Source organism: Novosphingobium aeonii, assembly GCF_052279045.1.
Lineage (GTDB): Bacteria > Pseudomonadota > Alphaproteobacteria > Sphingomonadales > Sphingomonadaceae > Novosphingobium.
In genome coordinates this window covers 61,779-79,397 of sequence record NZ_CP176833.1, presented here as the reverse complement: position 1 = coordinate 79,397, position 17,619 = coordinate 61,779, and the positions used below count along the sequence as shown (strand labels likewise).

12 protein-coding genes are annotated in these 17,619 nt (G+C 67.2%); 7 read left to right on the top strand and 5 right to left on the bottom strand.

The window, feature by feature from the left end; genetic code table 11:
• Positions 1-24 precede the first annotated feature (24 nt).
• Positions 25-1,578 (top strand): MFS transporter, encoded by a 1,554-nt coding sequence (locus ACLIMP_RS16280; protein WP_132469594.1) that lies wholly within the window; start codon positions 25-27, stop codon positions 1,576-1,578.
• Positions 1,579-1,604: 26 nt separating this feature from the next.
• Here the strand turns inward: ACLIMP_RS16280 and ACLIMP_RS16275 are convergent, their stop codons facing one another.
• Positions 1,605-2,384, bottom strand: a complete 780-nt coding sequence (locus ACLIMP_RS16275) for an IclR family transcriptional regulator (RefSeq protein ID WP_054436394.1) — start codon at positions 2,382-2,384, stop codon at positions 1,605-1,607.
• Between the two features lie 231 nt (positions 2,385-2,615).
• Between ACLIMP_RS16275 and ACLIMP_RS16270 the strand changes: the two genes are divergently transcribed.
• Together ACLIMP_RS16270 and ACLIMP_RS16265 are read left to right on the top strand one after the other, a co-directional pair.
• Positions 2,616-3,302: a glutathione S-transferase family protein gene (locus ACLIMP_RS16270; RefSeq protein ID WP_324699160.1), complete on the top strand. Its 687-nt coding sequence runs from the start codon at positions 2,616-2,618 to the stop codon at positions 3,300-3,302.
• Between the two features lie 84 nt (positions 3,303-3,386).
• Positions 3,387-4,703, top strand: coding sequence for an NAD(P)/FAD-dependent oxidoreductase (locus ACLIMP_RS16265; RefSeq protein ID WP_054436395.1), 1,317 nt, complete (start codon positions 3,387-3,389; stop codon positions 4,701-4,703).
• 4 nt (positions 4,704-4,707) lie between these two features.
• Here the strand turns inward: ACLIMP_RS16265 and ACLIMP_RS16260 are convergent, their stop codons facing one another.
• Positions 4,708-5,700, bottom strand: coding sequence for a LacI family DNA-binding transcriptional regulator (locus ACLIMP_RS16260; protein WP_185999203.1), 993 nt, complete (start codon positions 5,698-5,700; stop codon positions 4,708-4,710).
• 395 nt (positions 5,701-6,095) lie between these two features.
• Between ACLIMP_RS16260 and ACLIMP_RS16255 the strand changes: the two genes are divergently transcribed.
• Positions 6,096-7,433, top strand: coding sequence for a sugar MFS transporter (locus ACLIMP_RS16255; protein WP_185999204.1), 1,338 nt, complete (start codon positions 6,096-6,098; stop codon positions 7,431-7,433).
• Here the strand turns inward: ACLIMP_RS16255 and ACLIMP_RS16250 are convergent.
• The 3 genes from ACLIMP_RS16250 to ACLIMP_RS16240 form a co-directional block, all read right to left on the bottom strand.
• Positions 7,405-8,730: a metal-dependent hydrolase family protein gene (locus ACLIMP_RS16250; RefSeq protein WP_185999205.1), complete on the bottom strand. Its 1,326-nt coding sequence runs from the start codon at positions 8,728-8,730 to the stop codon at positions 7,405-7,407. The genes ACLIMP_RS16255 and ACLIMP_RS16250 overlap by 29 nt on opposite strands.
• Positions 8,731-8,832: 102 nt before the next feature.
• On the bottom strand, positions 8,833-9,849 hold the full coding sequence (locus ACLIMP_RS16245; RefSeq protein ID WP_443478548.1) for a LacI family DNA-binding transcriptional regulator: 1,017 nt from the start codon (positions 9,847-9,849) through the stop codon (positions 8,833-8,835).
• Positions 9,846-11,102: an MFS transporter gene (locus ACLIMP_RS16240; protein WP_132469597.1), complete on the bottom strand. Its 1,257-nt coding sequence runs from the start codon at positions 11,100-11,102 to the stop codon at positions 9,846-9,848. The genes ACLIMP_RS16245 and ACLIMP_RS16240 overlap by 4 nt, the downstream gene beginning before the upstream one ends.
• A gap of 172 nt (positions 11,103-11,274) precedes the next feature.
• Here ACLIMP_RS16240 and ACLIMP_RS16235 point away from each other — a divergent pair, with 172 nt between their 5' ends.
• From ACLIMP_RS16235 to ACLIMP_RS16225, 3 genes are read left to right on the top strand one after another with little or no spacing between them, the layout of a single operon-like run.
• Entirely contained in the window at positions 11,275-13,728 is a 2,454-nt protein-coding gene (locus tag ACLIMP_RS16235) for a TonB-dependent receptor (protein ID WP_054436398.1), read from the top strand.
• Between the two features lie 23 nt (positions 13,729-13,751).
• Positions 13,752-15,308, top strand: coding sequence for a tryptophan halogenase family protein (locus ACLIMP_RS16230; RefSeq protein WP_132469598.1), 1,557 nt, complete (start codon positions 13,752-13,754; stop codon positions 15,306-15,308).
• Positions 15,305-17,590, top strand: coding sequence for a beta-glucosidase family protein (locus ACLIMP_RS16225; protein WP_054436399.1), 2,286 nt, complete (start codon positions 15,305-15,307; stop codon positions 17,588-17,590). Before ACLIMP_RS16230 ends, ACLIMP_RS16225 begins: the two co-directional genes overlap by 4 nt.
• Positions 17,591-17,619 lie beyond the last annotated feature (29 nt).

The following is a 17,619-nucleotide window of genomic DNA, read 5'->3' as shown; positions in this document are numbered from 1 at the left end:
AACAAGACGGTGAAGGATCCTGTAGTGCCCCAGAGCCCTGATACGGCCGTGCGTCCCGTGCGCCTCCGAAACTACCTCGCCTATGGCTCCAACGACGTGCTCGGGGCCGGGTCGATGGCGGTCATCTCGGGCTGGGTGCTCATTTTCTACACGCAATTCTGCGGGCTTTCGGCGGGGCAGGCTGCCACCATCTTCGCCGTGGCGCGCGTGCTCGATGCCTTTGCATCGCCGATGATCGGCTATATCTCCGACCACTTCGGCACGACCGCGCTGGGCCGCCGTTTCGGGCGGCGGCGTTTCTTCATCCTCGCCGCGATCCCGCTCCTGCCCAGTTTCGGCCTGATGTGGCTGCCGGGCCAGAGCTTCTGGTACTACCTCGTCAGTTACGTGCTGTTCGAACTGGTCTACGCGATGGAGATCATCCCGTTCGAGACCCTCGCCGCGGAGATGTCGAGCGACTACCGCACCAAGGCGAAGTTCGCGGGCTGGCGCATCCTGTTCGGACAGGCCGCGGCGATCCTCGCCGGTTTCCTGCCGCTCTGGCTGATCGAGGCGCTGGGCCGGGACAGTGCGGACACGTTCTTCTACATGGGCCTGATCTTCGCCGCACTGTTCATGGTGACGGCGGCGATGCTCTATCTGTTCAGCTGGGAACGTCACATGCCGGGCGGTGTCCCCCTCCCCGCCGAACAGCGCCATTCGGCCAGCCCGCTGGACGCGCTGAAGGCGCTTTACCGCAACCTGTTCTCCACCATGCGCATCCGCGCCTTCCGCCTGCATCTGGGCATGTACCTGGGTGGCTACATCAGCCAGGACGTGTTCAACGCCGCCTTCACCTTCTTCGTGATCTTCGCGCTGGCAGGCACCACCGCGATCGCCTCCGGCCTGCTCGGCACCATGTACATCGTGCAGTTCGTCGCCGTCATCATCGCCATCAACATGGCCCTGCGCGCCTCTCCCAGCCGGGCCTACCAGATCGCCGCCGCCAGCTTCGGCGCGGGCGCGCTCACCCTGATCGGGCTGTGGGCCATGGGCATCACGGCAACGAGCCATACGATCTGGCTGTCGATCGGACTGGCAGGGCTGGGGCGCGGCGCGCTCAACTACATCCCCTGGGCAACCTACAACTACATGGCCGACGTGGACGAGATCGTCACCGGCACCCGCCGCGAAGGCAGCTTCGCAGGCGTCATGACTTTCGTGCGCAAGGCCACGCAGGCGGCCGCGGTGGCGGGCGTGGGCTTCGTGATGCAGGCCGGCGGCTTCGTTTCCGGCGCGGCGCAGCAGTCCGACGGCGCGATCCGCACCATCGCGGTGCTGCTCGGGCTGGGGACCGTGGGAATGCTGGTCTTCGGGGTGATCGTCTCGCTGCGCTTCCGGCTTTCGCCCGCAACTCACGCCGTGCTGATGCACGAGATCGAACACTTGCGCTCGGGCGCCCGCACGCCGACCAGCCCCGAGGCGCAGGCCGTGGTGGAGGACCTGTCGGGCTGGCGCTACGACCAGCTCTGGGGCCGCAATTCGCTGGTCCGGCACGATGAATGCGGCAGCGAAGTCGGCAAACCCGCCGGTGCTTGAAAAGCTTACGACCTGGGGCCAGCGCCCTATCCGCGCGGCGCGCGATAGCCCACCGCTGCGCCGATCTGTCCCGCAGTGGCGACGATGGCGGCGACGAGATCGTCGACGATGTCGTCCGTGAGGTAGTGGGCCGCGCTGGCGATCGAGATCGCGATGCAGATCTGGCGCCGCGCGTCGCGGATCGGCACCGCGATCGAGCGCACGCCGTCACCCAGTTCGCTGTCATGGAGCACATAGCCGCGCGCCTTGTGCTCGCGCATCAGGGCGACGTATTCCTTCACCGCCTTCGCCGGGACCTTGCCGCCATTGGCGTCGCGGTAGAGGTCTTCCCAGATCTTTTCATCCTCATCCAGCAGCAACGCCTTGCCCAGGCCGGTTTCGGCGATGGGGCGGCGATCGCCCGGCGCGGTGGCCACGCGCAGGCGCTGGCGGCCGGTCACACGGTCAAGGTGCCGGGACCAGTCTCCCTCGCGCTTGCCCACGAAGACGCAGAAGCCGGTCTCTTCCGAAAGCTTTTCCATGAAGGGGCGGGCCACGCGCACATAGTCGATCTGCTCGGTGGCCATCACGCCCAGTTCGAGCAGCTTGGGGCCAAGGCCGAACCCGTCGTTCGTGACGGAGAGATAGCCGCGCGATTTCAGCGCCTGCACCAGCCGGTGTGCGGTGGTCTTGCTCATGCCCAGCTTGCGGGCGAGGTCGGCGGCGCGGATCGGTCCGCCGATCACTTCGTCCATGATGTCGAGCGCGCGCATCAGCGTCTGCGTGCCCTTGACCTCGACTTCGGGTTTATCGTCGCGAGGTGTCATAGTTCCCGTCTTTCCGGAGAGACTCATCCCCTGGGATACCCACTTTGCGGGACGTGACTCCAATTGTTCCACCAAGCTCTATACCGTCCGGCGCCACCGTCAATGGGGCGCCCGGCAGGTTGGCCCGCCATGGCGGTAAATGCCGGCCACCGGGCGGCGCGGCACCTTGTTGCACCGCCCGCGTTATGATCGCGGCGCCTCATGACCCGGCGCCCGCTGGAGGAAAGACCGATGATCGCAGTCCACCATCTGGAGAATTCACGCTCGCAGCGCATCCTCTGGCTGCTGGAGGAACTCGGCCTGCCCTACCGCGTGGTGCATTACGCGCGCGACAAGGCGACGATGCTCGCCCCGCCGGAACTGCGCGCGGTGCACCCGCTCGGCAAATCGCCGGTCATCGTCGACGAGGATGCCGGGGACGGGCCTCTCACCATCGCCGAAACCGGCGCGATCATCGAATACCTCGTCGGGAAGGCGGACGGGAGGCTGGGTGTGCCGGAGGCACAAATCGGGGCTGTGCCGGAGGCACAAGGCGCAAGTGCGCCGGAGGCACGGGAGGCCGCGCTGCGCTATCGCTATTACCTGCACTATGCCGAAGGCTCGCTCATGCCGCCGCTGCTCATCAAGCTGGTGCTCGGCATGATCCCGGTGGTCGGCGGCTTCGCGCAGAAGAAGGTCCAGCCGATGATCGACGTCCACCTCGATTTCGTGGAAAGCGAACTCGCCTCCCGCCCCTGGTTCGCCGGCGATGCCTTCACCGCCGCCGACGTGATGATGAGCTTCCCGCTGGAGGCCGCGCGCGACCGGGCCGGACTGGACGCCTCGCGCCCGGCAACGACGGCCTGGCTGGAGAAGATCCATGCGCGCCCCGCCTATCAGGCCGCGCTGGCGGCGGGCGGCCCCTATCGCTACGCCTGAGTTCGCGGGCCTGCGGAAGGACTTCTAGGGCGTGCGCCGCTGTGCCATAGGAGCGGGGCAACACCTGCGCGGAAGGAATGCCCCCTGCTCCCGAGCAAGACCCAGATCGTGATCGTCGGCGGCGGTGCCGCCGGACTGGAACTCGCCGCCAAGCTCGGCGCCCGTTACGGCCGCAAGCGCCACGACATCATCCTGGTGGACCGCAACCGGACGCATATCTGGAAACCGCTGCTCCATGAGGTGGCGACCGGCTCGCTTGACGCCAATCTCGACGAGGTGGGCTATCGCAGCCACTGCCACCGCTGGGGCTATCGCTATTTCTACGGCACGCTCTCGGGGATCGACCGCACGAACCGCCGCGTCCACCTTGCCGCGGTGCAGGACGAAAAAGGGCGCGAAGTGCTTGCCCCGCATTCGATCCGCTACGATTACCTGGTGCTGGCCTTCGGCTCCGTCACCAACGACTTCGGCACGCCCGGTGTTGCCGAGAACTGCACTTTCCTCGACAGCCGCGCGCAGGCCGACCGTTTCCGCGACAAGCTGCTGGACCAGTGCCTGCGCGTCTCGCGCGCGATGACCGCCGATCCGGCCAGCGATGCGCGGGTCAAGGTGGCGATCGTCGGCGGCGGAGCAACCGGGGTGGAACTGGCCGCTGAACTGTTCAACGCCGCCGATGCACTGGGATATTACGGGCTGGAAGTGTTCGACCGGGGCCGCCTTGACGTGACTCTCGTCGAAGCCGGTCCCCGCATCCTGCCGCAATTGCCGGACCGACTGGCCGGAGCCGCGCATCAGGAACTGGAAACGCTGGGGGTGCGCGTCCTTGTCGATACGCCCATCGTCGAATCCACCGCCGAAGGAATGGTCACGCGCTCGGGAGAGCGGATTGACGCCGACCTTCAGGTCTGGGCGGCGGGCGTGAAGGCCCAGCCCATCGCCGAGGGCCTTGGCGGGCTGGAACTTGCCAGATCGGGCCAGATCGTGGTCCGCCCCACCCTGCAAAGCGCCACTGACGACAGGATTTTCGCCATCGGCGACTGCGCCTCCTGCATCCTGCCGGGCCGCGACCGGCCGATCCCGCCGCGCGCGCAGGCGGCGCACCAGATGGCGGACGCCGCCTTCGCGAACCTCAAACGCGCGATGGAAGGCAAGCCGCTCGTCGATTTCGTCTACAAGGACCATGGTTCGCTGGTGTCGCTGAGCCGGTTCTCGACCGTGGGCACGCTCATGGGCAATCTGGTGGGCGGCCGCATGGCGGTGGAAGGGCGGCTCGCCCGGTTCATCTACCTATCGCTGTACCGGATGCACCTGCTGGCGATCCATGGCTGGATCAAGGGTTCGGCGCTGATCGCGGTCAGCCACGTCAACCGCATCGTCCGCCCCCGCCTGAAGCTACACTAGATCGTCAGCCAGTGGGGGCCGGCCCGCTGCTTTCGCGCCGGACCAGCTCGAACCGGAACACGGGCGCTTCGTCCGGCGCGCCGACCAGCGCATCCACGACGGCGCGCCCCATCTCCTCCAGCGGCTGACGGATCGTGGTGAGCGGCGGCCAGGTGGTGGCGCTGGCGGACGTATCGTCAAAGCCGACGATCGACACGTCATCCGGCACGCTCAGCCCGGTGCGATGCGCATATGTGAGCACGCCCAGCGCCATGGCGTCGTTCGTGGCGAAGATCGCGGTGGGCGGCGCTTCGCCGGCGAGCAATTGTTCCCCGGCGCGAAGGCCGGAATCGAAATCGAAGCTGCCCGGCACGAACCGGACGTCCCCGGCCGGGATGCCCGCTGCTTCCAGCCCGTCCCGGAAACCCTCGACCCGGGCGAGCGCCGCGCGGTGGTCCGCCGGCGGCGCGATCACGCCGATCCGGCGGTGCCCCAGTTCGATCAGGTGATCGGCGATCATCCGCCCCGCCGCCCGCTCCGGTGTGGGAATGTTGAAGCTCTCCGTCACCAGCGATCCTGCCAGCCGCGCACAGGGCAAGTCGAGTTCCGAAAGCCTTTGCAGCAACGCCCTGTCGTCCGACAGCGGCGGGGCCACGAATACGCCGTCGGGCCGAAGCGCCGCCACCAGCCGGTCGAGTATCTCGAAGCGCTCGTCACCGGACAGCGGCATCGGTTCGACAACGAGATGGTAGCCCAGTTCGCGGCAGCGGTTTGCCGCGCCCACCTGGATTGCGGAAGTGTAGCCGGGGGTGGGGTTGTTGTAGAGGAAGGCCAGCATGAACGAGCGCCCCCCGGCCAGGCGGCGTGCCGACTGATTCGGCCTGTAGCCGAGCCGGTCGATCGCTTCGGTCACCCGCGTGCGCAGATCCTCGCTCACATTCGGCGCTTTGTTGACAACGCGGGACACGGTCTTGATGGATACGCCTGCCGCGGCAGCAACGTCACGAATGCTGGTCATTTGCAGGCCTTGCCACACAAGATTGCGGTTGAGAATGGTTTTACGGAAATTCCCGGCCGTTCTCCGGGATCGTCGCATAATCGCGGCGTGAATGCCTCCCTGCAGGATTGCCTTGATCGATCGCGCATTGCGCGCTAATCATCCGGTACAACGTTGTCATCTCCTCCAAAGCCGACAGCGCTGGAATCCCGGGTGCGGCCCTTTCGCCGAAAGGCGAATCGATCGCACCCGGGATGACAAACCAATAAGAACGACATGGGAGATATCGCGGTGCTCACCACGGCAGCCGACACCGGCTCGGGCTGAACCATCGCCCCGGACGCCCGCGCGTCCCCACCCTTCATCCCTGAATTGGCGCGTGGAACGCGCCCGGCAGCGCGAGTCGAGCAAAAATCATGGCCTTCACGTCAGCGATCACAAGTTCCGAACCGAGCGAGGAAGCCCCCGGCGGTCATGTCGACGCGCCGGAGCTGCGCTATTTCGTCATGGCGCTGTTCTTCATCTTCGGCGGCATAACCAGCCTGAACGACGTCATCATTCCCAAGCTGAAGGAGCTGTTCACGCTCAGCTACACCGAAGCGATGCTGGTGCAGTTCTGCTTCTTCACGGCCTATGCGGTGATCGGCATTCCCGGCGCGATGCTGGTACGCGGGATCGGCTACATGCGCGGGGCAGCGGCCGGGCTGGCGATCATGATCGTGGGCTGCCTGGCCTTCATTCCGGCATCGCAGACCGCCACCTACTGGCTGTTCCTCGCCGCCTACTTCGTGCTCGCGGCGGGCGTGGTGATCGTCCAGGTGGTGGCCAACCCGCTCATCAGCCTGCTGGGCAAGCCGGAAACGACCAGTTCGCGCCTGACCTTCGCGCAGGCCTTCAATTCGCTGGGCACCACCATCTTCCCGATCGCCGGCGCCGTGCTGATCCTGGGCAGCCTTGCCGCCGTTTCGGCGCACGACCTTTCCGGCGCCGCGCTCGATGCCTATCGCCGCGCCGAAAGCCAGGCGATCGTCCACGGCTATCTTGCCATTGCCGGCGCGCTCGCGCTCGTCATCGCCGCCGTCTGGGCCTTCCGCAACCGCCTGCCGCCGCAGCAGCACGGCGACCATGCAGGATTCGCCGGGTTCGACCTGCTGAAGCGCCCGCGTTTCCGCTTCGGCACACTGTGCATCTTCCTTTACGTCGGCGCCGAAGTCTCCATCGGGTCGCTGATCGTCAGCTACCTCATGCAGGACCACGTCATGGCCCTGCCGGAACAGTCCGCCGGCAAGCTGATCGGGCTTTACTGGGGCGGTGCGATGCTGGGGCGCTTCATCGGCTCTGCCGTCCTGCGCGTCCTCGATCCCGGACGGGTGCTTGCCGTCAATGCCTTCACGGCCATCGCCCTGCTCGCGCTTTCGGTGGCGAGCACCGGCACCGTCTCGGGCTATGCGCTGCTGGCCGTGGGCCTGATGAACTCGATCATGTTCCCCACGATCTTCAGCCTCGCCTGCGAGAAGCTGGGCGCCCGCGCGGCGGACGGTTCGGGCATCATCAACGTGGCGATCTGCGGCGGCGCGCTGGTGCCGCTCGCCACCGGGGCGCTGGCAGACCTGACCGGCGGCAACCTGGGCATGGCGCTGGTTCTCCCCGCGCTGTGCTACGCGGTGATCGCCGGGTTCGGCGTGTCCGCCCGGCGACCTGCCCCGGTTCCCGAAACGGAAGCCCTCAGATCAGGGGCTTTCCCGCCGATTTGACGATCGCGCCGCCCTTCATCACGAAGCCGACGTTTTCCAGCACCTTGACGTCGGCCAGCGGATCGCCGTCCACGGCGATGACGTCGGCATAGCGGCCAACCTGCAGCGTGCCGACATCGGTGCTGCCCAGAAGGTCGGCGGCATTCCCGGTCGCCGTCTTGATCGCGTCCATCGGGGTCATCCCCGCGTTTACCAGCAGCGCGAATTCCTGCGCATTCTCGCCGTGCCGGGAAAGGCCGAAGGTATCCGTGCCGAAGGCGATCTTCACGCCCGCGGCATAGGCATCGTGCAGGTTGCGGCGCAGCAGCGGCGCAATGGCGAGCGCTTTTTCCGCGGTGGAGGGGTTGAGCTGCTCGGGATGCTCCTTCGCGCGCTGGTAGACCCGCTCGCCGACCAGCATCGTCGGCACGAGATAGGTCCCGTGCTGCTTGAACAGCTTGTAGCTTGCCGCATCGGCGTAGGAGCCATGCTCGATCGAATCCACGCCCAGCTCGATGGTATGGTCGATCGCCTCCTTGCCATGGGCGTGGGCAGCCACCTTCATCCCCAGCGCGTGGGCGGTGTCGATCACCGCCTTGATCTCCTCGTCCGTCATCAGCTGGTGCCGGGGATCGTCGCCGATGGACATGACCCCGCCAGACGGCATGATCTTGATAAGGTCCACGCCTTCGCGCTTCAGGCGCCGCACCGCCAGCCGGGCGGATTCGGGGCTATCGACCACATTGTCGCTGACATGGGGAATATCGGCGAATTCCACCCGCAGGCCGTTCACCGCATCGCCGTGGCCGCCGGTCGGGCCGAGCGGAGTGCCCGCAACCCACATGCGCGGACCGGGAACCACTCCGCCCTCGATCGACTTCCTGAGCGCGACGACCACCTGGGTATCGGCCCCGCAATCGCGCACCGAGGTGAACCCGGCCAGCAGGGTGTCGCGGGTAAAGACCGTGGCCTCGATCGCATCCTCGAAAGCGCTGCGGGTCACGCTGTTGCGGATCGGATCGCCGGAATGCCACCCCGCCGTGATGTGATCATGCGTATCGATGAGGCCGGGCAGGACCGTCTTGCCGGAAAGGTCCACCACTTCGGCGCCTTGCGGCGTGACGAAGCCGGGCTGGATCGCGGTGATGCGCTCATCGGTAATCAGGATCGACACGTTCTGGCGCGCGGCCGCGCCGGTGCCGTCGATGAAGCGGCCGGCATGGATGACGATATCCTTCGCGCCCGCGCTGCCACACGCGCCGGCGGCAAGCGCCAGCACACTGCATGCGATCGCCGCCGCACGTTTCACCGAACCCATTGCCCCCATCATATCCCCCTGAATCGAAGCCAGATCTGCCGATAAATCAACGTTGCGCGGCGCGGGCGGACCGTCAATGGCTTTCGCGCCGCCGCGCTGCTCTCAGGCCGGTCCGGTGCTGCCCCGGACGATCAGTTCGTGCGGCAGCATCAGGTGCGAACCTTCTCCCCCGGCGGTGCGGCGGAATTGCGGATCGACGAGGATATCCACCGCCGCCGCCGCCATTTCCGCCTTGGGCTGGCGCACCGTGGTCAATTGCGGCCATGCCGCGCGCGACGAGGGCGCATCGTCGAACCCGCACAGGGACAGCGTTTCGGGAACGGCGATGCCGTGCTTCATGGCGGTGATGAGCACGCCCAGCGCCATGTCGTCGTTGGAGGCGAAGATCGCCGTCGGCCGGTCCTTCAGCGCCAGCAGCCGTTCGCCCAGCGCCAACCCGGACCGCGAGGTGAAATCTCCCCGCACCACGCTGGCCTCGTCGATATCGACGCCGGCGGCCGCCATGGCCGCGCGGAAGCCTTCCTCACGGCGGGCCGATGCGCTGTGGCTGAGCGGCCCCTGCACGAAGCCGATGCGGCGATGGCCGAGGCCCAGCAGGTATTCGGTCACTTCCCGCGCCGCGCCGCGATCGTCCATGCGCACCGTGCCGGAACCGGTGGGGGCCTTGCTGGGGGCGACCAGTACGGTGGGCAGCCCCGCCTCCGCGAAGATCGCCATCAGCGCCGCATCGTCGCAAATCGGCGGGGCGACTATCGCCCCGTCCAGCCGCAGCGCCGCAATGCTGGCGCGCACTTCAAGCGCCCAGTCCGGCGCGGCAAGGTCGACCGGCTCCACCACCAGGTGATAGCTGCGCGCGCGGCAGCCCATCAGGGCGCCGTGCTGGACATCGGCGGCATAGCCGGACACCGGATCGTCGATGAACAGACCCAGCAGATAGGAGCGCGAGCTTGAAAGGCTGCGGGCGAAGGCATTGGGCCGGTAGTCCAGCTCCGCCACGATCCGCTGCACCAGATCGCGCAGTTCCGGGCGGACATGCGCTTCGCCATTGATGACGCGCGAAACGGTTTTCGGCGAGACGCCTGCCCTTGCGGCGACATCCTTGATCGTCACGATACTCATGCCGCCACCTCCCTCGGCCGCCGGCACATGCCCGCGAACCCCGCGATCCCCGCATAGCACAGCGCCGGAAGCAGCAAGGCCGGAAGCAGGCCCGCGGCATCGGCGGCGGCCCCGGTCAGGATCGGAACCACCGCTCCGCCGACCACGGCCATGCACAGCCACATCGAGGCGAGCGGCGCCTGCCGGCTGTCCTGCGGCATCGCCAGGGCATAGATGGTGGGATACATGATCGCGTTGCAGAGCCCCACCGCGATCAGCGCGGCGGCGCCTGCCGCTCCGGGCAGCACGGTGGCAGCCACCGTCAGCGCGATCGCCGCCAGCGCGGCGTAAAGCAGCAGGCGCGCCTCGGCCATGCGCGTCAGCATCCACGCGCCCGCGAAGCGCCCGACCATGGCGCCGGCCCAGTAGAGGCCGACCAGCCTCCCCGCGCTGACCGGTTCCAGCGCCAGGCGTTCGGGCAGCATCAGCACGTTCGTCATCAGGGTTCCGATCGTCACTTCCGCGCCCACATAGACGAAGATCGCCGCCGTCCCCCATCGCAGCCGGCGATCGCGCAGGACGGAGAATATCTGCCGCGACCAGTCCGGCGGGAGCATCCTGCCCGCGCCGGCAGGCGCCGCCGACAGCAGGGCGCGGTGGCCGACATAGAGGGCCGACAGCACCGCCAGCACCGCGCCGATCGCCACGAACGGGACGGATGCCGTTCCGCCGCCCCGATCCCCCGGCGTGATGTTCGCCAGCAGGAACGGCGCGCTCAGCACGGGGCCCAGCACCGTGCCCAGGGAATTGAAGCCCTGCAGCAGGTTGAGCCGCACCGCCGCCCCGCGAGACGGCCCGATCACCGTGACCACGGTGTTGGACGCGATCTGCAGGACCGTCTGCCCCGCCGAAAGCAGCAGCAGCGCGCCCAGTACCAGCAGGAACTGCCGCATCCCCTGCGCCAGCGCCAGCGACAGGCATCCCGCCGTCATGACCGACAGGCCGATGGCGATCGCCCGCATGTACCCGATTCGCACCACCGCCAGCGCCGCCGGTAGGGCGAACAGGAGATAGCTCGAATGGAAGGCAAGCTGGACGAGCAGCGCGCCCTTGTAGTCCAGCCCCAGCACCGCCTTGAGCTGCGGCACCAGCAGGCTGACGGATGCGCTCAGGAAGCCGCCGATGAAGAACACGCCGATCGAAAGCCAGAACAGCCGCCTGACGAGGGATTCCTGCGCATCGGACGGCAGAACGGGTGGGGCGGTGCGCGACATGTGAGGCATCTATGGCACTGCGCCCGGGATGGCAAAAGGACTGTTTCCCCGAAGACACAGCACCGGCCTTATCCTGACCCAAGCCCTGACATCGATGTCAAATCAGGCTTGACAACGATGTCAGGGCTTGGGCATTGCACCCTCACAAGTAACAAACATTCGGGAGGATGACATGACGAGGCACGATCTCGTCGCGGGCACAGCGCTCGCGGCTTGCCTATTTTCCGTATCTGCCGCTCACGCCCAGGATGCCGCGGCATCGGCGCAGCAGACCGTTTCCGACAACGATATCATCGTTACCGCGACCCGCCGCGAAACCACCCTGCAATCGACCCCGATCGCGATCTCGGCCTTCAGCCAGGAAACGCTGACCAAGAACGGCGTCAAGGACGTGACCGACCTTGCCCGTTTCGTCCCCTCGTTGCAGTTCAACCAACAGGGCGACCAGTCGGCCGTGCTGCTGACGTTGCGCGGCATCGGCAACGACAGCGCCTATACCGAAGTGGCCGACCCCGAAGTCGCCATCTACATCGACGGCGTATACTCGCCGCGCTCGCAGGGCGCATCGGTGCTGATGTACGACATGGAACGCGTCGAAGTGCTGCGCGGCCCGCAGGGCACGCTGTTCGGCCGCAACGCCACCGTCGGCGCGCTCAGCCTGATCTCGGCCAAGCCCAAGCTCGGCGAATTCAGCGGCAACCTCGAACTGACCGCGGGCAATTACGACCGCTTCGGCATGCGCGGCGCGATCAACATCCCCGTCACCGATACGCTGGCCTTCCGCGTCGCCTTCGTCAGCGACCGTCATGACGGCTATGCCGATTACCAGGCCGCGCCCGACATCGTCGGCATCAACAAGTCCGCCTTCGTCACTTCGGGCAAGAAGTACTACGCGGCGGACCAGCAGTCGGGCCGCGTCTCGATGCTCTGGCAGCCGAGCGACCGCTTCAGCTGGAACCTTTCGGCCGAAGGTTTCCTCGACAACGGCGCGCCGGTCATCGGCCTGCTCCAGACCCCGCGCGCGGGCACCAAGCGCTGGTCCACGCTCAGCGATACCGCGCCTGAAACCGATCGTTACTCGGTCGCCGTGCGCAGCACGATGAACTACGACATCACGGACGGCATCCAGCTCAGCTACATCGGTGGCTGGTCGCGCATCGGCGGCAGCACCCGCACCGACGCCGACGCGGGCGCCCTGCCCCCGACCGGCCAGGTGGACGCGGACGGCAACGACCTGCCGCTCGGCGCCTTCAACGAGAACGCCACGCTCTCCTCGCGCTATGACTTCCAGAGCCACGAACTCCAGCTCAAGTCCACCGGCGAGAACGACATCGACTGGATCCTCGGCGCCTATTACAGCCACGAGAAGAACAAGATCCGCTTCGATATCGACCAGCGCAACGGCTACCGCGACGGCACCTTCAGCTGGGCGGGCAGCTTCATCCAGGCCAATCGCCAGATCGATAGCCGCGCCGTGTTCGGCCAGGCCGTGTGGCATGCGTCTGACTGGCTGCGCTTCACCGGCGGCCTGCGCTACACCTCCGACAAGAAGCAGGACATCGGCGGCCGTAACGTGACCTTCTCTGGCGAAGGCTGCACCGATGCCGACAAGGCCCCCGGCGGCGCCTGCACCGGCGGCATCTTCGGCGCCTATCCCGGCGCCACCGCCGCGCAGCTGGTGGACCTGCTGCCCGGCTTCTCGATCTCGAACAACGACGTGAAGGGCAAGTGGGACAAGCTGACCTACCTCGCCCGCGTCGATGCCGACATCGCGGCCGACACCCTGGGCTATGCCAGCATCTCCACCGGCTTCAAGTCGGGCAACATCCAGGACAATGCCGGGCTGACCGATCCGGAAACCCTGACCAACTACGAAGTCGGCCTCAAGACCCGCCTGCTCGACCGGGCCGTGACGCTGAACCTGGCCGCCTACTATTCCGACTTCAAGGGATACCAGGTCAACCAGGCCGTCACCTTCCGCGACGATGAAGGCAATGTCGTGCGCAGCCAGATCGTGACCCAGAACGCCAAGGGCGCGAAGGCTTACGGCCTGGAAGCGGAAATGAATGCGGCCTTCACCGCCGCGGACCGCCTGAACTTCTCGGCCACGCTGCAGAAGACCAAGCTGGACGATCTGGAAAGCGTCGACGGTCGTCTCTACGACGGCGGCAAGGCCTCCTCGATCGTGCAGCTCAAGGGCAACGAACTGGCCCACGCGCCGCGCTTCTCGGCGACGCTGAGCTACGAGCACGACTTCGAACTGGCGAGCGGCGCGCGGATCACCCCGCGCTTCACCACGCACTACGAGACCAAGAGCTGGCTGAGCTACTTCAACGGCGATGCCAATCCCTTCGTGAATGCCAACGATCCGGCGGACAACATGCCCGACCGCGGCACCAACGGCACCTCGTGGGACAAGCAGAAGGCCTACTTCCGCTCGGACGCCTCGATCCGTTTCGAGCCGGCTGACGGCAAGTACTCGGTCGAAGCCTTCGTCCAGAACATCGAGAACGGACACATCCGCACCGGTGCCGGCGCCTTCGGCGCGCCGCGCTACGATCCGGTGTTCCTCTCGAACCTCCAGCCGCCGCGTACCTGGGGCGTCCGCGCCCGCGCGAGCTTCTGATCGAAAGCTGAAAGGACAGGACAATGACGACCGACTATCCCTCTTCCGGTCGCGTCGTCATCCTGGGCGGCGGCACGGCCGGATGGCTGTCCGCCGCCTATCTTTCCCGCACGCTGAAGATGGCCGACGTCACGCTGGTGGAATCCGGCGAGATCGGCATCATCGGCGTGGGGGAAGGCACTTTTCCCACCATCCGCACGACACTGGCCGGCCTCGGCATCGGCGAGGCGGAATTCCTCGCCCGTGCCGACGCCACCTTCAAGCAGGGCGTGCTGTTCGATGGCTGGGCCACCGGCAGCGACAGCTACTTCCACCCGTTCAACCTGCCCGTCGGCGGGGAGGACGAGGCGCTGCTGCCGCACTGGATCGGCGATGACAGCGCCGCGCGCCCGTCATGGGCCGATGCGGTCACCGTGCAGGAACAGGTCATCCGCGCCGGTCGCGCGCCGAAACGGGCGGAAGACCCCGATTTCTCCGGCCCGATGAACTATGCCTATCACTTCGACGCCGCCCGTTTCGCCGCCTATCTGCGCGACATTTCGGTGGCCGCCGGCGTTACCCGCATCGAAGGCACGGTAGCCGCGGTCGAGCGCAAGGACGGCAGCGGCGACATCACCGCCCTGATGCTGGCCGATGGCCGCCGGATCGAAGGCGATTTCTTCCTCGACTGCTCGGGCTTCAGCGCGCTCCTGATCGGGCGGACGCTGGGCTCCCCCTTCACGTCCTGCGCCGGCAGCCTGTTCAACGACCGGGCGCTGGCGATGCAGGTTCCCTACGCCGAGCCCGGCGCGCCGGTGCGGCCCTACACGCTGGCCACCGCGCACGAGGCAGGCTGGACCTGGGATATCGGCCTCAGCGAACGCCGGGGCGTGGGCTATGTCTATTCCAGCAACCACTGTTCGGACGACGAGGCGGAAACGACCCTGCGCCGCTATCTCGGCAGCGAGGGCGCCGCCCTCACCCCGCGCCAGCTTCGCTTCGAGACCGGCTACCGGGAGACCCAGTGGATCGGCAACTGCGTGGCGGTGGGCCTTTCCGCCGGGTTCTTCGAGCCGCTGGAATCGACCGGCATCATGCTGATCGAAGCCGCGCTGAAGATGATCGGCGAATTCCTGGTTCCCGGCGACCGTGGTGCCCGCGCGGCCGCCGCGCGCAGCTTCAACCGGCTGATGGCCGCGCGCTTCGAGCGCATCGTCCATTTCCTGAAGCTCCACTATTGCATCACCCGCCGTACCGACACCGCCTACTGGCGGGACAACGCCGATCCGGCCTCGATCCCCGAAGCCTTGCAGGACATGCTGGCCCAGTGGCGCCACCGCCCGCCCTCGCGGTTCGACTTCGTGGTCGATCTGGAGACGTTCCTGCCGCCGAGCTACCACTACATCCTTTACGGCATGGGCTTCGAAACACGGCTTTCCGCCGGTATCCGCCGCTACCCCGGCGCGCAGGAAGCGCGGGACGTCTTTGCCCGCGTCCGCGCCGCCCATGCCGGAGCGCGGGCCGCCCTGCCCGATCACCGCACCCTGCTCGAGCGCTATCACGCCCGTTCCGTCCCCCGCTTTTCCAAGGTTTCCCGATGACGATGAAGATTGCCGCCCTGCTTGCCGCGCTGACCATCGGCAGCAGCCTGACTTCGCCCGCCCTGGCGCAGCAGACCATAGCGCCCGCCGCCGCAACCGCCCCAACCGCCGGCACCGGCCAGTCGGCAGAGGCGCGCGCCGATGCGCTGGTCAAGGCGATGACGCTGGAAGAGAAGCTGCAGCTCGTCCACGGCTACTTCCCGCCGCTGGCCAAGCCCGCTGTGCCGATCGCGATGATCCCCTCGGCAGGGCACATACCCGGCATCCCGCGCCTCGGCATCCCGACCCTGCGTGAAAGCGACGCCAGCCTCGGCGTTGCCAACCAGATCGAGCAGCGCAAGGGCGACGTGGCCACCGCGCTTCCCGCCAGCATCGCCACCGCCGCCACGTTCAACCCCCGGCTCGCCTACGAAGGCGGCGCGATGATCGGCGCCGAAGCGCGCGCCAAGACCTTCAACGTGCTGCTGGCGGGCGGCGTCAACCTTACCCGCGATCCCTGGAACGGCCGCAATTTCGAATATCTCGGCGAAGACCCCCTGCTCGCCGGCGTCATGGTGGGCGAGCACATCAAGGGCGTGCAGAGCAATCACATCGTCTCCACCATCAAGCACTTCGCGCTCAATTCGCAGGAGACCGGCCGCACCGTGCTCGACGCGCGGATCGGCACCGCCGAACTGCGCGAAAGTGACCTGCTGGCCTTCCAGCTCGGCATCGAAAGCGGCCGCCCCGCCTCTGTCATGTGCGCCTACAACAAGGTCAACGGCGACTATGCCTGCGAGAACGACTGGCTGCTGAACAAGGTCCTCAAGCAGGACTGGGCCTACAAGGGCTGGGTCATGTCCGACTGGGGGGCCGTCCACTCCACCGAAAAGGCCGCCATCAACGGTCTCGACCAGGATTCCGGGCAGGAACTGGACGACCAGATGTTCTTCGACACCAGGTTTGCCGAAGCGGTGAAGGCCGGGCGCATCCCGATGGCCCGCCTCGACGACATGGTCCGCCGCATCCTGTTCGGCGTGATCGACAGCGGGCTGATGGACAATCCCGTTCCCGAGAGCGCCCAGCCCATCGACTATGCCGCCCATGCCCTCGTCGCCCAGCGCGCAGCGGAGGAAGGGATCGTCCTGCTCAAGAACCAGGGCAACCTGCTGCCGCTGGCCAAGACGGCGAAGAAGATCGTGCTGATCGGCGCCCATGCCGATGTGGGCGTGCTTTCCGGCGGCGGTTCCTCGCAGGTCCGCTCGGTGGGCGGCGCGCCGGTCGAGATTCCTTTGACCGAAGGCGCGGCCGCCTCCTTCGCGCGGATCACCTGGCATGCCTCCTCGCCGCTGAAGGCGATCCAGGCGCTGGCGCCGGGGGCCAGCGTCACTTACGTGGATGGCAGCGATCCCAAGGCCGCCGCTGCCGCTGCCAAGGGCGCCGACATGGCGGTGGTCTTCGCCTGGGCCTGGCGCACCGAAGCGCAGGACCCCGAAAGCATGGCCCTGCCGGACAACCAGGACGCCCTGATCGACGCGGTCGCAGGCGCCAACAGGAAGACGCTGGTGGTCGTCGAAGCGGGCGGGCCGGTGCTGATGCCCTGGGTCAACCGCGTGCCCGCGATCCTGCACGCCTGGTATCCCGGCCAGCGCGGCGGCGAGGCCATCGCCAATATCCTGTTCGGCGATGTCGATCCCTCGGGCCGCCTGCCCATCACCTTCCCGGCCAGCATCGCGCAGGCGCCGCGCCCGCAGCCGCTCGGCCTTGCCGAACTCCACGCCGCCGATGCCCGCCGCAGTGCCGGGGACAAGACCGTCTACGGCATGAGCGGCGGCGTCGCTCCCTTCCCGGTGGACTACCCCGAAGGCGCCGATGTCGGCTATCGCTGGTATGCGGCAAGGAACGAGAAGCCGCTGTTCCCCTTCGGCCATGGCCTCACCTACACCAGCTTCCGCTACGCCGGCCTCAAGGTCACCGATGGCGCGAGGCTGACCGTCGAGTTCGACGTGACCAACAGCGGCAAGCGCGAAGGCGCCGACGTGCCGCAGCTCTATGTCGAGGCGAAGAGCGCTGCGGGCACCCGGGCCTATCGCCTCGCCGGGTTCGAGAAGGTCTGGCTCAAGCCCGGCGAGACCCGCCACGTCTCGCTGACCGTCGATCCGCGCGTTATCGCCCGCTTCGACAATGCGGCGCCGGGCTGGGTTCTCGATGCAGGCACATATTCGCTGCGCATCGGCCATTTCGCAGGCGACGCCGCCCTGGCAGGTTCTGCCCGCCTCGACCGGATGACGGCAAGGCCGTGATCGCCGACGCTGCCTGATAGCCACCCTTT